Annotated in this window: 12 protein-coding genes; 9 read left to right on the top strand and 3 right to left on the bottom strand. The window is 67.8% G+C overall.

Features of this window, described 5'->3' with window-relative positions; all coding sequences use genetic code 11:
- Positions 1-63 precede the first annotated feature (63 nt).
- Positions 64-1317: an ROK family transcriptional regulator gene (locus LDO13_RS10550; protein ID WP_224046714.1), complete on the top strand. Its 1254-nt coding sequence runs from the start codon at positions 64-66 to the stop codon at positions 1315-1317.
- Positions 1318-1380: 63 nt separating this feature from the next.
- Here the strand turns inward: LDO13_RS10550 and LDO13_RS10545 are convergent, their stop codons facing one another.
- Positions 1381-1584, bottom strand: a complete 204-nt coding sequence (locus LDO13_RS10545) for a hypothetical protein (protein WP_224046713.1) — start codon at positions 1582-1584, stop codon at positions 1381-1383.
- 436 nt (positions 1585-2020) lie between these two features.
- Here LDO13_RS10545 and LDO13_RS10540 point away from each other — a divergent pair, with 436 nt between their 5' ends.
- Positions 2021-3022: a methylenetetrahydrofolate reductase gene (locus LDO13_RS10540; RefSeq protein ID WP_224046712.1), complete on the top strand. Its 1002-nt coding sequence runs from the start codon at positions 2021-2023 to the stop codon at positions 3020-3022.
- A gap of 27 nt (positions 3023-3049) precedes the next feature.
- The gene (metE, locus tag LDO13_RS10535) at positions 3050-5410 is read left to right on the top strand and encodes a 5-methyltetrahydropteroyltriglutamate--homocysteine S-methyltransferase (RefSeq protein ID WP_224046711.1); all 2361 of its coding nucleotides are present in this window, start codon (positions 3050-3052) and stop codon (positions 5408-5410) included.
- A gap of 130 nt (positions 5411-5540) precedes the next feature.
- Here metE and LDO13_RS10530 read toward each other — a convergent pair whose 3' ends face one another.
- Positions 5541-6047 carry a DUF2004 domain-containing protein gene (locus LDO13_RS10530; RefSeq protein WP_224046710.1) on the bottom strand — a complete coding sequence of 169 codons (507 nt, stop codon included), beginning with the start codon at positions 6045-6047 and terminating at the stop codon, positions 5541-5543.
- 99 nt (positions 6048-6146) lie between these two features.
- Between LDO13_RS10530 and LDO13_RS10525 the strand changes: the two genes are divergently transcribed.
- On the top strand, positions 6147-7553 hold the full coding sequence (locus tag LDO13_RS10525; protein ID WP_224046709.1) for an aldehyde dehydrogenase family protein: 1407 nt from the start codon (positions 6147-6149) through the stop codon (positions 7551-7553).
- 33 nt (positions 7554-7586) lie between these two features.
- Here the strand turns inward: LDO13_RS10525 and LDO13_RS10520 are convergent, their stop codons facing one another.
- A complete protein-coding gene (locus LDO13_RS10520) occupies positions 7587-8519 on the bottom strand; it encodes a LysR family transcriptional regulator (protein WP_224046708.1) in 933 nt (310 codons plus the stop codon).
- A 174-nt stretch (positions 8520-8693) separates the two neighbouring features.
- Here LDO13_RS10520 and LDO13_RS10515 point away from each other — a divergent pair, with 174 nt between their 5' ends.
- From LDO13_RS10515 to nrdI, 5 genes are all read left to right on the top strand, one after another.
- The gene (locus LDO13_RS10515; RefSeq protein WP_224046707.1) at positions 8694-10082 is read left to right on the top strand and encodes an FAD-dependent oxidoreductase; all 1389 of its coding nucleotides are present in this window, start codon (positions 8694-8696) and stop codon (positions 10080-10082) included.
- Positions 10079-10810, top strand: coding sequence for a DUF1365 domain-containing protein (locus LDO13_RS10510; protein ID WP_224046706.1), 732 nt, complete (start codon positions 10079-10081; stop codon positions 10808-10810). The genes LDO13_RS10515 and LDO13_RS10510 overlap by 4 nt, the downstream gene beginning before the upstream one ends.
- Positions 10807-12168: a class I SAM-dependent methyltransferase gene (locus tag LDO13_RS10505; RefSeq protein WP_224046705.1), complete on the top strand. Its 1362-nt coding sequence runs from the start codon at positions 10807-10809 to the stop codon at positions 12166-12168. The genes LDO13_RS10510 and LDO13_RS10505 overlap by 4 nt, the downstream gene beginning before the upstream one ends.
- 538 nt (positions 12169-12706) lie before the next feature.
- Entirely contained in the window at positions 12707-12952 is a 246-nt protein-coding gene (nrdH, locus tag LDO13_RS10500) for a glutaredoxin-like protein NrdH (protein ID WP_224046704.1), read from the top strand.
- Positions 12953-12991: 39 nt separating this feature from the next.
- Complete coding sequence (gene nrdI, locus LDO13_RS10495) at positions 12992-13498, top strand: class Ib ribonucleoside-diphosphate reductase assembly flavoprotein NrdI (RefSeq protein ID WP_224046703.1); 507 nt, start codon at positions 12992-12994, stop codon at positions 13496-13498.
- The last annotated feature ends 62 nt before the right edge of the window (positions 13499-13560 follow it).

Raw genomic sequence — 13560 nt, 5'->3', positions numbered from 1 at the left:
CACCTCCGTAACGTACGATTCTGACATAAGCAGTGCGCGGCCAAAGACGTTTAGGGGTTATCAGTGACTGAGATCCGCCAGCCCTCGCCGAGGCGCGGAACCAACTTGCCCCGGATGGGTGACTTCAACCTCACGGTGATCCTCGACGCCATCAGGCGTTCCCCGGCCGGCCTGAGCCGGGTCGAACTGGCCCAGATCGTCGGGCTGTCCCCGCAGACGATCTCCAATATCTCCCGCCGGCTGCTGGACCAGAACCTGATCTACGAGGCTGGCAAGGAAGGCACCGGGCCGGGGAAGCCACGGACCATGCTCCGGCTCAATTCCGCCGGAATGTACGCAGTCGGAGTCCACCTCGATCCTGCCGTGACAACGTTCGTTGTGCTGGATCTCGTCGGTGCCGTGGTCAAGCATTCCCGGATCAAGACCCCGGCCGGCACCGACCCCGGGGCCGTCATCGACACCATCGCCGCCGAAATCAAACAGCTCATCTCGGAGTCCGGCGTCGACCCGGCCCGGATCGCCGGCCTGGGCATCGCCTCGCCCGGGCCGATCGACCTGGAGGAGGGAACGGTCGTGGACCCGCCGCTCCTCCTTGGCTGGGACCGCGTCCCGCTCCGCGACGCCCTGGCCGCGGCCACCGGCCTGTCCACCATCGTTGACAAGGACGTGACCAGCGCCGCCGTCGCGGAGACCTGGGCGGGCGGACCGAGCGGCGCCGGAAGCTTCGTCTTTATGTACATGGGCACCGGCATCGGCTGCGGAATCGTGCTCAACGATGAGGTGGTGCGCGGCACCTCCGGGAACGCCGGAGAGATCGGGCACATCATCGTTGATCCTGGCGGGGCACCCTGCGACTGCGGCATGGGCGGCTGCATCAAGTCCTCCTGCATCCCGCAGGTGCTGGTGGCCCAGGCCGTTGAGGCCGGGGTGCTGGACGGCCCGGTTGCCGCCGTGACCGGCCCGGCCCTCCAAGAGAGCTTCGCTGAACTGTGTGCCGCCGCCGGCGCCGGAGACCAGAAGGCCCAGGACATCATCGACCGCTCCGCCGTGCTGGTGGCCCGCGCCGTCTCGACCATCACCAACGCCCTGGACGTGGACCGGGTGGTTTTCGGCGGACCGTTCTGGACCTGCCTGTCGCAGCGCTACCTCGAGCGGATCCCCGAGCTGGTCCGGGAAGGCAGCGCCACCCGCAAGATCCATGAGATCGAGGTGGTGGGCACCGGCGTCGGCGAGGATGTCGGCGCGATCGGCGCGGCCTGCCTCGTGCTGGAACACACACTCGCGCCCCGCTCCCAGCGCCTCCTGCTGGAGGGCTAGAGCCCGCGGGCAGCGTCTTCGGCGGACGGCGTCAATCGCCGCCGGCGTCAGGCACCGCTGGCGTCAGTCGATGTCCTCGACGACGGTGCCGAAGGGGATCGACTCATCGACGTGCGCCTGGTGGCCGGTGGGGCCGTGGTTGTAGGACACCTTGACACCGTGCGCCTTGTCCGCAGCGGACTGCATCAGGACGGGCCGGACGGTGTTGATGAAACTCTCGCTCTTGCCGGCGAGATACTCCTGGTAACTGGCTGGAAGCTGGATCATGGCAAAAGGATAGTCCCGCGCGGGCACGTTGGGGAGTGCTGGCGGCTGCAGCGCCGGACCACGCGCAGAGGGACCCTGGCGGCCATCGAAGCGAAGAATATTCTGTCGACGGATGAAATATGCCGTAAAAGTGCGTCTTAATTCGGGGGCTGACTTGAACGGCTTCCCGGCCGGCCCGTAGAGTTCTAACCAAGTTACCTCAGTAACGTGTCAGCGATCCTCCGCTCACGGCCGGCCCTTGGGAAACACCACGGGCGGCCCAGGAGGGTGTGGGTGCCCCCATGTGGGCCTGACATTTGCTCACGGACAACTTCGTATCAGGCGTAACAGTCGCGGCTGCGTCCTGCTGGAGTTTCCTCCGTGTTCCCCAAACTCAACTCACCGACGGTCCCCGTTATCCGGGCAAAGCCGCCAGTGTTCACAGCCAAGGACGCAAATGTCACCACCGAGCCTTATTGACACCCACCCAAACCTTGCCGGCACGGCCCCTGTTGCCCTGTCCTACGAGCTGTTCCCGCCGCGCTCTCCCGCGGCGGCGGAATCGCTCTGGACCACCATCGGCGAACTGGAAAGCACGGACCCGGACTACGTTTCCGTGACCTACGGCGCCAGCGGCTCCAACCGGGACACCGCCGTCGAACTCATCAACCGCCTCGTCCAGGAAACCACCCTGCGGCCGCTGGCGCACCTGACCTGCGTGGGGAACTCCCCGCAGGAGCTCGCCGAGATCATCGGCGAACTGCTCGACGTCGGCGTCCGCGGCATCCTGGCCCTGCGCGGCGACCAGCCAAAGGACGGCGGCGTCCCTCCCGAGGGATCGTTGCGCTACGCCCAGGATCTGATCGAGCTCATCCGCCGCGTCGAACAGCGCCGGTCCGCGCTGCTCTGTGCCGGCAAGGTGGCCGTGGGGGTCGCCGCGTACCCCACCCGGCACCCGGAATCCCCGAGTGAGGCGCACGACGTCGAGGTGCTGCTGGCCAAGCAGCGCTCCGGCGCCGACTTCGCCATCACCCAGGTCTTCTTCCACACCGAGCAGTACGCGGACCTGCTGACCCGGGCACGCCGGGCCGGCGTCACCATCCCGATCATTCCGGGCGTTATGCCGCTCACCAGCATCCGGCGGCTGACCCGGCTCAGCGAGCTGACCGGCGTCGAACCGGCCCCGGAACTCATCGAACGGCTCGCCGCCGCCGACACCGACGCCGAACGCACCCGGATCGGTGTCAGCGCCACCGTGGACCTCGCCAACGCGGCCCTCGAGGCCGGCGCCCCCGGACTGCACCTCTACACCTTCAACGAACACACGGCCGCCCTGGACGTGCTGGACAAACTTGCGCTGGCCCGGCCTCAAAGAGGCAACCGGCACAGCGGCAACCGGAACAGCAGCCACGGGCCCAACGCGTCACGGCGCGGCGGCAGCCGCCAGCTCGCCAGCTAACCACCCCACCGACACTTAGGACTTCCCATGACTGAAAAGAACACCGCTAACCCCACTCCGTTCCCGGCAGCCTCCATCCTGGGCTACCCGCGCATCGGCCGCCGCCGCGAGCTCAAGAAGGCCGTCGAGGCCTACTGGGCCGGCAAGATCGACGCCGCCGCCCTGGACGCCGCCGCCAAGGAAATCCAGCTCGGCACCGCCAAGCGCCTCCAGGGTCTGGGCCTGACCGAAGCCGCCGCCGTCCCCGGCACCTTCTCCTACTACGACCAGGTGCTCGACGCCGCCGCCCACCTCGGCGCAGTGCCCGCCCGCTTCGGCAACCTCCTCGACGCCGACGGCCAGCTCGACATCGACGGCTACTTCACCCTGGCCCGCGGCAACAAGGACCAACAGCCGCTGGAAATGACCAAGTGGTTCGACACCAACTACCACTACCTCGTACCGGAAATCGGCCCGGAAACCAGCTTCGCGCTGACCTCCAACCGGATCGTCGAGGAATTCGAATACGCCCTCGCCAATGGTGTTGAGACCCGCCCGTACATCGTCGGACCGGTCACCTTCCTACTGCTGAGCAAGGCCTCCGACGACGCCCCGGCCGGCTTCAGCCCGCTGTCCCGCCTCGAGGACGTCCTCCCCGTCTACACCGCACTGCTGGAGAAGCTCGCCGGCGCCGGCGCCGGCTGGGTCCAGCTCGACGAGCCCGCCCTTGTGGTGGACCAGGACACCCCGGCCGTGGAAATCCAGGCCGCCGTCGCCCGCTCCTACGAGGTCCTCGCCGCCGCGGCCAAGCGGCCGCAGCTATTCGTTTCCACCCCGTACGGCGCGCTCAACGGCCAGCTGGGCACCCTCGCCGCGACCGGCATCGACGCCCTGCACCTGGACGTCTTCAAGGGCGAGGTCCCTTCCGCCGCGGCCCTCGCCGCCCTTGGCAACAAAACTCTCGTCGCCGGCGTCGTGGACGGCCACAACATCTGGCGCAACGACCTCGCCGCCTCCGCGGAAAAGATCGCCGAGCTGAAGAAGTCCGTCGCCCGGCTGGCCGTCAGCACTTCCACCTCCACCCAGCACGTCCCGCACGACGTCGACGAGGAAGTCCAGCTCTCCGCGCAGCTGCGCAGCTGGCTGGCCTTCGCCGACCAGAAGGCTACCGAGGTTGTCACCCTCGCCGGCCTGCTCACCGACCCGTCAACCGGTGTTCAGTCCAGGGATGTCCAGCCGGCCATCGATGAGGCCGCCCGCATCATCGCCGACCGCGCCGCAGCCGACGGCGTCCGCCGCGCCGAGGTCCGGAACCGCACTGCGGCCCTCACCGACGCCGACTTCAGCCGCTCGGCCTACGGCGTCCGCGAGGCCGCGCAGGCCGATGCCCTGCACCTGCCGCCGCTGCCCACCACCACCATCGGCTCCTTCCCGCAGACCGGCGAAATCCGCACCGCCCGGGCCCGCGCCAACAAGGGCGAACTGAGCACGGAGCAGTACGAGCAGCTCATGAAGGATGAGATCAAGCGCGTTGTGGAGCTGCAGGAAGAGCTTGGCTTCGACGTCCTGGTCCACGGCGAGCCCGAGCGCAACGACATGGTCCAGTACTTCGCCGAGAACCTCGAAGGCTTCGACGTCACCGTGCACGGCTGGGTCCAGTCCTACGGCTCCCGCTGCACCCGCCCGTCCATCCTGTGGGGCGACGTCACCCGCAGCGCCCCCATCACGGTGGAATGGGCCCGGTACGCGCAGTCCCTCACCAGCAAGCCGATGAAGGGCATGCTCACCGGCCCGGTCACCATCCTCGCGTGGTCCTTCGTCCGCGACGACCAGCCGCTCGGGGAGACCGCCAACCAGGTGGCCCTCGCCCTCCGGGACGAAATCGCGGACCTCGAGGCCGCCGGCATCAAGGTCATCCAGGTGGACGAGCCCGCCCTGCGCGAACTCCTGCCGCTGCGCAAGGCCGACCAGGCCGCCTACCTGGACTGGTCCGTGAAGTCCTTCCGCCTCGCCACCGCCGGCGCCGGGGATGCCACCCAGGTCCACACGCACCTGTGCTACTCGGAGTTCGGCGCCATCATCGACGCGATCGACGGCCTCGACGCCGACGTCACCTCGATCGAGGCCGCCCGCTCCCGCATGGAGGTTGTCCACGACCTTGAGTCCCACGGCTTCGGCCGCGGCGTCGGCCCGGGCGTCTACGACATCCACTCGCCGCGCGTTCCGGGCGAGCAGGAAGTCACCGAACTGCTCAGCACCGCCGTCAAGCACGTCCCGTCCCGCCAGCTCTGGGTCAACCCGGACTGCGGCCTGAAGACCCGCGGCTACGTGGAGACCGAAGAGTCCCTGCGCAACCTGGTCCACGCCACGAAGACGGTCCGCGCCGGACTGCTCGAAGCGGCCAAGTAACCCGCCCTAACCAAAACGACGCCGGCCGGTCACCTCACAAGGTGACCGGCCGCCGTCGTACGTTTTACTCATCGACTGCTGAGCAGCCGCCCTTATGAGCCCTCAAAAGGGCCGTTTCGGAGCAGTCGATTCAGGATTCCCAGAGGATCTCGTCGTCGACGACGCCGTCCTCGTCCGCGGAGGCCACCAGTACCTCGTCGGTGAAGTGCGAACCCAGGGTGAAGTCCATAACGAAATAGCGTTCCGGCTGGCCGGGGAAGATGCCCACATGGCCGAGCTTCAGCGCCTTGAGGAACACCGCGTCAGTGAGCTGGCTCTTATCCTCGACGCCGAACACCTTCCGCAGGTGCTCGTCCTTGATCGCGTTGCAGTGGAAGTGCCTGTACTCCTGCGGGCTGGTGCCGTCCTGCTCCAGTTCCTCGGCGATCATTTCGCGGACCTGGTCCACGAGCTCGGGCAGGAAACGCAACCGGTAGTCAACTTTATGCATGGCCGCTTCGTCGAAATGGTCATGCGCATTGACATTCAGGTCAAGCTCCACGATCTGGCCCGCCAGTTCATGCTTGGCGGTGAGGTTGTGGTCCCTCCCGTGGTTGAGCTCGACCTCTCCGAAGTGCTTGCTCGCTACCTTGTTCATATCTTCAACATAGTCCTCAAAACCGGCCCGTTCCAGCATTCCCAAGGTTTTATCCGGCACTCAACCCGGCCGGCCGCCCCGTGCCGGTACATTGGGCGGATGCAAACCGTTGCCCCCGCCGTCGACCGCGCCCGTGAACTCTATGACTCCGGAGCGACGCGTCCGCTGGCCTGGCGGCTGGAGCAACTGCGCAGCCTGCGCCGGATGCTGGCCGAGCGCAGCACGGAGTTCGCCGAAGCACTGGCCAGCGATCTGGGCAAGCACGCCACGGAGTCCCTGCTGACGGAAATCGGCTTTGTCAGCGCCGAAGCCGCGCACCTGGAAAAGCACCTCGAAGCCTGGCTGCGGCCGCGCCCGGTCGCGGTGCCGCTCGCCGTCCAGCCGGCCAGGGCGTGGACGGAGCTGACCCCGCTGGGGGTGGTGCTGGTGATCGGCCCGTGGAACTACCCGCTGCAGCTGCTGCTCGCCCCGCTGGCCGGCGCCCTCGCCGCCGGCAACACAGCGGTGCTCAAACCGAGCGAACACGCCCCGGCCACCTCGGCGGCCCTCGCTCGCTGGATCCCGGAGTACCTGTCCGGTGCGGCGGAAGTGGTCCAGGGCGGCATTCCGGAAACCACGGCCCTGCTGGCCATGCGCTTCGACCACATCTTCTTCACCGGAGGCGAAACCGCGGCCAAGGTGGTGCTGCGCGCGGCGGCGGAGCACCTGACTCCGGTCACCCTGGAACTGGGCGGCAAGTCCCCGGCCTACGTGGACTCCACCACGGACCTGGCCAAGGCGGCCAAACGGATCGCATGGGGCCGGTTCATGAACGCCGGCCAGACCTGTGTGGCGCCCGACTACATCCTGGCCACCGAGCAGGTACTGGTGCCGCTGGAGCGGGAGCTGGTCAAGGCGATCGGTGAGCTCTTTGGCCCGGACTCCTCCCGCAGCGCGTCCTACGGCCGGATTGTCGACGACCGCCACTTCGCCCGGATCGCCGCCCTCGCCGACGGCAGCACCGTGGTCCACGGCGGCGAACGGGACGCCGCGAGCCTCCACTTTGCCCCGACCCTTCTCCGGCCCGCCCCCGGGGACGCGGTCATGGGGGAGGAGATCTTCGGCCCGCTGCTCCCGCTGGTTCCGGTCTCCGGACGGGATGAGGCGATCCGGATGATCAACGACGGCGCCAAGCCGCTGGCGCTGTACGTGTTCAGCAACGACGCCGGAACGCGCCGGGCCTTCGCCGAACGCACCTCCTCGGGGGCGTTGTGCTTCGACATCCCGGCGGCGCACCTGATGGTCCCGGGACTGCCCTTCGGCGGGGTCGGCGGCAGCGGCATGGGCGCGTACCACGGGGAGCACTCGCTGCGGACGTTCTCCCATGAGCGGCCCACCCTGGCCAAGCCGCAGCGGCCGGACACCCTGGCGCTCATCTATCCGCCCTACAGCCCCGCCAAGCACCGGATCATCAGTGCCCTCGCCGGCATGGGGACGGGACTGCGCAGGCGGCCCCGACGGGGCTAAGCGAAGGGTGATTCGGCGCCGGCTGGTCCTGGCTCAGCCCTTGCGGGGGACGGCCTGTTTCAGGGTGGAGGAGTTGAACGTGTCGGCCAGCAGTTCGACGAACAGCTGGACCTGCGCGGTCTGCTTCTCGTTGATCAGCAGGGCAAAGACGTTGCGGGCCAGCCGGATCTCGGGAACGTCCAGCACCACCACCCCGGCCGGGCGGTGCAGCAGGGCCAGTTCCGGAACCAGGGCCGCGCCCAGCCCGGCCGCGGCCATCTCGAGGCTCGCATGGAAGTCATCGCTGTACGCCACCACCCGGGGGTGCAGGTTGCAGCTGGCGAAGAGCCGTTCGATCACGGTGGCGTCGGACGTGCCTGGGTGGTGCACAATCCACGGCATGTCGGACAGGTGGTCCGCCGCGACCTTGGACTCCGTGCCGATGCCCCAGGCCGCGGGCAGCACCACGCGGAAGTCGTCGTCGCCGATCCACTGCCGGTTCACGGTGTGCGGCCACGCGAGGCCGGACTGCCCCACCTGGTACACAAGGGCGACGTCGAGCTCGCCGCCGGCGCGCAGGCCCTGGATGGTCTGGGCGGGCTCCGCCACGGACACCCGTAGGTCGATCCCGAGTTTCTTCCAGGCCGGGTTTTTCAGGAGCCGCGGCAGCACGAACGTGGCCAGGCTGGGGAAAATGCCCAGGCGGAGTTCCTGCCGGGCGGGATCCCCGGTGCGGGAGGCGGCCGCCATGAGCGCCTCAATGTCCGTGAGCACCTTGGCCGCATGCCGGGTCATGACCAGGGCCGCTTCGGTGGGGTGGATGCTGCGCGCCGAGCGCTGGAACAGCTCGACGCCGGTGTCACGTTCCAGTGCCGACATCTGCTGGGATACTGCCGACGCGGTGTAGCCGAGCCGGGTGGCGGCCGCCGCGAAGGATCCGAGCCGGGTCACTTCGACTAGGGTCCGCAGGTGGACGGGGTTGATCAAGGGGCTGCCCTTCTCATGTTCCGGTGAGGCGGGACCGCAATCCCGCTTCATTCTGGCACATTGGTGGGAAACGAAATGTTGGAAAGTCGCACTCATCCGTCAGCCCCTCGGCGACGAATTGCCCATAAGACGATTCATCAGGACGATTCAGGCGAAGCCAACAGGAGCAGATCAGTGTCAGACGCAGCAGGGATTCCCCAGGGCCGGCGAGTAGCCGTGATTGGCAGCGGCGTGGCGGGACTGACCGCCGCGTACGTTCTGAACCGGCAGGACACCGTCACCCTCTTCGAGGCCGATTCCCGGCTCGGCGGCCACGCCCACACCCACGACGTGGCGCAGGACGGCGGCCCGGTGCTCGGGATCGACACCGGCTTCATCGTCCATAACGAGCGGACCTACCCCACGCTGCTGAGGCTCTTCGCCGAGCTGGGCATCGAAACGCAGGACTCCGAGATGAGCATGTCCGTCCGGTGCGACGGCTGCGGCCTGGAGTACGCCGGGGCACGGGCCAAGGGCCGCGGCATCCTGCCCCGGCCCTCCACCTTGCTGCGCGGACGCTACCTGCTGATGCTGCTCGAGGTGATGCGTTTCTACCGCCGGGCCCGCGCGCTGCTCGCCGAAGAGGGAAAGCCGGAGCTGACCCTGGGGGAGTTCCTGGCCCGGGAAAAGTTCAGCAGCTACTTCATCTCGCACTTCATGACGCCGGTGGTGAGCGCGGTCTGGTCCTGCGACCCCACCACGGCCCTGGCCTACCCGGCGCGCTACCTCTTCACGTTCCTGGGCCACCACGGCCTGCTCGGCGTCGCAGGGTCACCGCAGTGGCGCACCGTCACCGGCGGCTCGCGCACCTACGTGGACAAGCTCGCGGCGACTCTGCCCGACATTCGCCTCTCCAGCCCGGTCACCGGAGTGCGCCGCCACGCCCACGGCGTCGAGCTGACTGTCCGCGAAGGGACCAGCGGCGCCCGCACGGAGAACTTCGACGCCGTTGTGATCGCCACCCACCCGGCCCAGGCACTGGACATGCTCACCGACGCCTCGGCCGCCGAACGCGACGCGCTCGCCGGGATGCCGTACTCCGTCAACCACACCGTCTTCCACCGCGACGCCGCCGTGCTGCCGTCCAGTGACAACGCCAAGGCATCCTGGAACTACCGGCTGCCCTCCTGCGACGCCCGGCCGGACAAGGTGCTGGTCAGCTACGACATGACCCGGCTGCAGCGGCTGGCCCCTGCGGACATGGGGCGGTACATCGTCAGCCTGGGCGAATCCGAGCTGATCGCGGACAACACGGTGATCGAGCGGATGGTCTACGAGCACCCGCAGTACACCCCGGAATCCCTCAAGGCCCAGCAGCAGATCCTCGCACTCGGCGACGGGCGGCTGGCCTTCGCCGGGGCCTACCACGGCTGGGGTTTCCACGAGGACGGCGCCCTCTCCGGCGTCAAGGCCGCGGAACGGCTCGGACGTTCCTGGGACGACCCCGCCGTCGCGCTCAACGAGGAGTACCGTGCGGTCGCCGTCGACCCTGACCTGCAGACCGTCTCCGCGGAGGGCTCATGAGCACCACGGCTGCCATCTACCGCACCTCCATCGCGCATGTGCGGCGCACCCCGCTGAAGAACGCGTTCACCTACCGCAGCTACAGCTGGTACGTCGACGTCGACCGGCTCCCCGTTATGCCCCGGCTGCTCCAGCCGCTCGCCGGCTTCAGCGTGGCGGACCACCTGGGCGACCCGGACGGGACGCTGCGCGGCAACGTCGAGGCGTTCCTGGCCACCCGGGGGATAACCCTCGACGGCGGCCGGATCACCATGCTGGCCAGCGCCCGGGTGTTCGGGCACGTCTTCAACCCGCTGAGCCTGTTCTGGTGCCACGACGCCGCCGGGGAGCTGCGCTGCGTCCTCGCCGAGGTCCACAACACCTACGGCGAACGGCACTGCTACCTCCTCGAAACGGACGACGCCGGCCGGGCCAGCGTGCCCAAGGCGTTCTACGTCTCACCTTTCAACGACGTCGACGGCGAGTACCGGATGAAACTCCCGGAACCCGGCGAACGGCTCGCCGTCTCGATCGTCCTCGAGCGCGAGGGGCAGCAACCCTTCCTCGCCAGCATGGACGGCGAACGGCACGAGGCCACGGTGCGGAACATCCTCGCCGCGGCGCTCGCGGTCCCGCTGGCACCGCTGCGCGTCTCCGCGCAGATCCGCTGGCAGGGAATCAGGCTTTGGGCACGTCGGCTGCCCATCATCAAACGACCACACCACCCCTCACAGGAGGCAGTCCAGTGACAATGACCGAAGCGACCGGATCGGGCGCGGCGCGCCCGACGAACGAGGCCGCAGCTCCCTACACCGTCCCGCAGCCGCCCGCGGTCGTCGACGCCGCCATCTGGCCCGCCATCGCCACGGTCCCGTCCGGCCTGAAAACCGCCGTCGCCGGCCGCGTGGCCGAGGCGATCTTCAAGGCCGCCGTCCGCCGGCTTCCGCTCGAAGTCCGCTACCCCGACGGCACCGTCCTCGGCAAGGCGGCCACGCCCGGACACACGTACCCCGTCATGACCATGAACCGGCCCCAGGCGTTCGCGGCCCGGCTCGGCGACGGCGGGCTGATCGGCCTGGGCGAGTCCTACATGGCCGGGGACTGGGACGCCGACAACCTGACCGCCGTGATGGAGGTCTTCGCCGCCCGCGTCGGGACCCTGGTGCCCGAGCCGCTGCAGAGACTGCGCGCGCTCTACCTGCCGCGCCAGCCGCGGAAGGAACGCAATACCGAGCAGAACACCCGCTCCAACATCTCCCGCCACTACGACCTCTCCAACGAGCTCTTCGCCACGTTCCTGGACCAGACCATGACGTACTCCAGTGCACTCTTCCCGGAATCGGGCGAGGCGCTGAAGACCGTGGCCTGGGACGGCTTCGCCGCCGCCCAGCAGGCCAAGATCGACCGGCTGCTGGACAAGGCCGGCGTCGGACAGGGGACCCGGGTGCTGGAAATCGGCACCGGCTGGGGCGAGCTCGCCCTCCGGGCCGCGCAGCGCGGCGCCACCGTCTACTCCGTCACCCTTTCGAGCGAGCAGCAGGAACTGGCCCGCAAACGCGTCGCCGACGCCGGCTACACCGACGCCGTCACGATCGAGCTCAAGGACTACCGCGCGGTCGAAGGCGAGTACGACGCCGTCGTCTCCGTCGAGATGATCGAGGCCGTGGGCTTCGAGTACTGGGCCACCTACTTCCAGACAATCGAACGGGTCCTGGCCCCCGGCGGGAAGGTGGCCATCCAGGCCATCACCATCGCGCACGACCGGCTGCTGGCCACCCGCTCCAGCTACACCTGGGTGCATAAGTACATTTTCCCGGGCGGCGTCATCCCCTCCGTGCGGGCCATCGAGGACATCACGGAGAAGCAGACCGGGCTGCGCGTCCGTGAGCGGCTCGCCATGGGGGAGCACTATGCCCAGACGCTGCGGCTCTGGGAGGAGCGCTTTATGGCCCGCTCCGCCGACGTCCAGGGGCTGGGCTTCGACGAGATCTTCCAGCGCATGTGGCTGTTCTACCTCTGCTACTCCCGCGCCGGCTTTGAGACCGGCTACCTCGACGTGCAGCAGATCGTGCTGGACCGTCGGACGGCGGGCGAGGCGGCGGGCTGACAGCTCGCTGTAAGACTCCTCACGCCGCGGAAGGCGGGCACCCCCGGGGGTGCCCGCCTTCTTCGTGTTGCCGGACACTACATGTGGTGTTTAACCCCACCGCGGGCCACCGTGCCCCGCACCGCGACACGCCGTCTCCCGCGCGACACGCAGGGCAGTTAATTGTGCAAAGGTACTCCACAGCCTGTGGATTTCGTCCGCCAAAATGGCGGAAACACGGACATTTTGAGGCACCCTGCCTGTGGACTGGTGGTGCATTAAATGACATACTTGTAATACATCATCTTGGGGTCCACATCGGGCTCTTGCACTACATGTAGTATCGACATACAGTTCCAGAGCAGCAGTAAGAGCAGCAGTTCAGGAGCAGCAGTGCCCGCCAGGTGCAGCCAGTAACGGATAAGGATTCCTGTCCCGGACCGGCCCGCCCGGACCACTGGCACAACAGACGCAGCAGAGACTCAGCTCAACAGCATCAGCTCCTACGCAGCACACATTTCGCAGTACCAAAGACTTCAACAAAAAGGGGACAGGGACCATGACCGTTACGGTTTACACGAAGCCGGCTTGTGTTCAGTGCAACGCGACATACCGCGCGCTGGACAAGAAGGGCATCGCCTACCAGAGCGTCGACATCTCGCAGGACGCGGATGCCCTCGAGCGCCTGAAGGCCCTCGGCTACATGCAGGCCCCCGTCGTCGTCACGGACCAGGACCACTGGTCCGGCTTCCGCCCCGACAAGATCGAAGAACTGGCCCAGGCTTCCGCCGTCGCCGTGGCCTGATCCGCTTCGAACGAAGACACGTCAGATGAGGTGACTCCTATGGCACTGGCAACTGCCGGTACGACGCCGGCAGCAGACACGGCGCCGGCGGCGGAAGCAGCCCGGAACCCGGACACGGTCCGGACCACCGGCAGCCACCTCATCTACTTCTCCTCCACCTCCGAGAACACCGCACGCTTCATCAGGAAGCTGGGCATCGACGCCGCCCGGATTCCCCTCCACTCGAGGGAACCCGCGCTCGTGGCCACCGAACCCTACGTGCTGGTGCTTCCCACCTACGGAGGCACCGGGGGAGAGGGATCCGTTCCAAAGCAGGTCATCCGCTTCCTGAACGATCCGCGCAACCGGCAACAGCTCCGGGGAGTGATCGGGGCGGGCAACACGAATTTTGGGGACAACTACTGCATGGCCGGCGACATCATCGCCGCGAAATGCCAGGTCCCCCACCTATATCGATTCGAACTCATGGGGACGCCGGAAGACGTCAGCCGGGTACAACAAGGATTGGAAGAATTTTGGACACGACTGTCGAAGACACCGAAGTGACCGGGGTTTCCCACGCGGCCACCAGCACCGCCGTCGAGAAGCACACCGTCCCCGGTGAGAAG

This window comes from Arthrobacter sp. NicSoilB4 (assembly GCF_019977335.1).
GTDB lineage: Bacteria > Actinomycetota > Actinomycetes > Actinomycetales > Micrococcaceae > Arthrobacter.
The sequence above is the reverse complement of the archived record's forward strand: the minus strand, read 5'-3'. Positions and strand labels throughout refer to the sequence as shown.

Excerpts from the sequence above, each read along its gene's own strand:
- LDO13_RS10545 (WP_224046713.1), bottom strand. The coding sequence starts at position 1,584 with ATGATCCAGCTTCCAGCCAGTTACCAGGAGTATCTCGCCGGCAAGAGC.
- LDO13_RS10540 (WP_224046712.1), top strand. The coding sequence starts at position 2,021 with ATGTCACCACCGAGCCTTATTGACACCCACCCAAACCTTGCCGGCACG.
- metE (WP_224046711.1), top strand. The coding sequence starts at position 3,050 with ATGACTGAAAAGAACACCGCTAACCCCACTCCGTTCCCGGCAGCCTCC.
- LDO13_RS10530 (WP_224046710.1), bottom strand. The coding sequence starts at position 6,047 with ATGAACAAGGTAGCGAGCAAGCACTTCGGAGAGGTCGAGCTCAACCAC.
- LDO13_RS10525 (WP_224046709.1), top strand. The coding sequence starts at position 6,147 with ATGCAAACCGTTGCCCCCGCCGTCGACCGCGCCCGTGAACTCTATGAC.
- LDO13_RS10510 (WP_224046706.1), top strand. The coding sequence starts at position 10,079 with ATGAGCACCACGGCTGCCATCTACCGCACCTCCATCGCGCATGTGCGG.
- nrdH (WP_224046704.1), top strand. The coding sequence starts at position 12,707 with ATGACCGTTACGGTTTACACGAAGCCGGCTTGTGTTCAGTGCAACGCG.
- nrdI (WP_224046703.1), top strand. The coding sequence starts at position 12,992 with ATGGCACTGGCAACTGCCGGTACGACGCCGGCAGCAGACACGGCGCCG.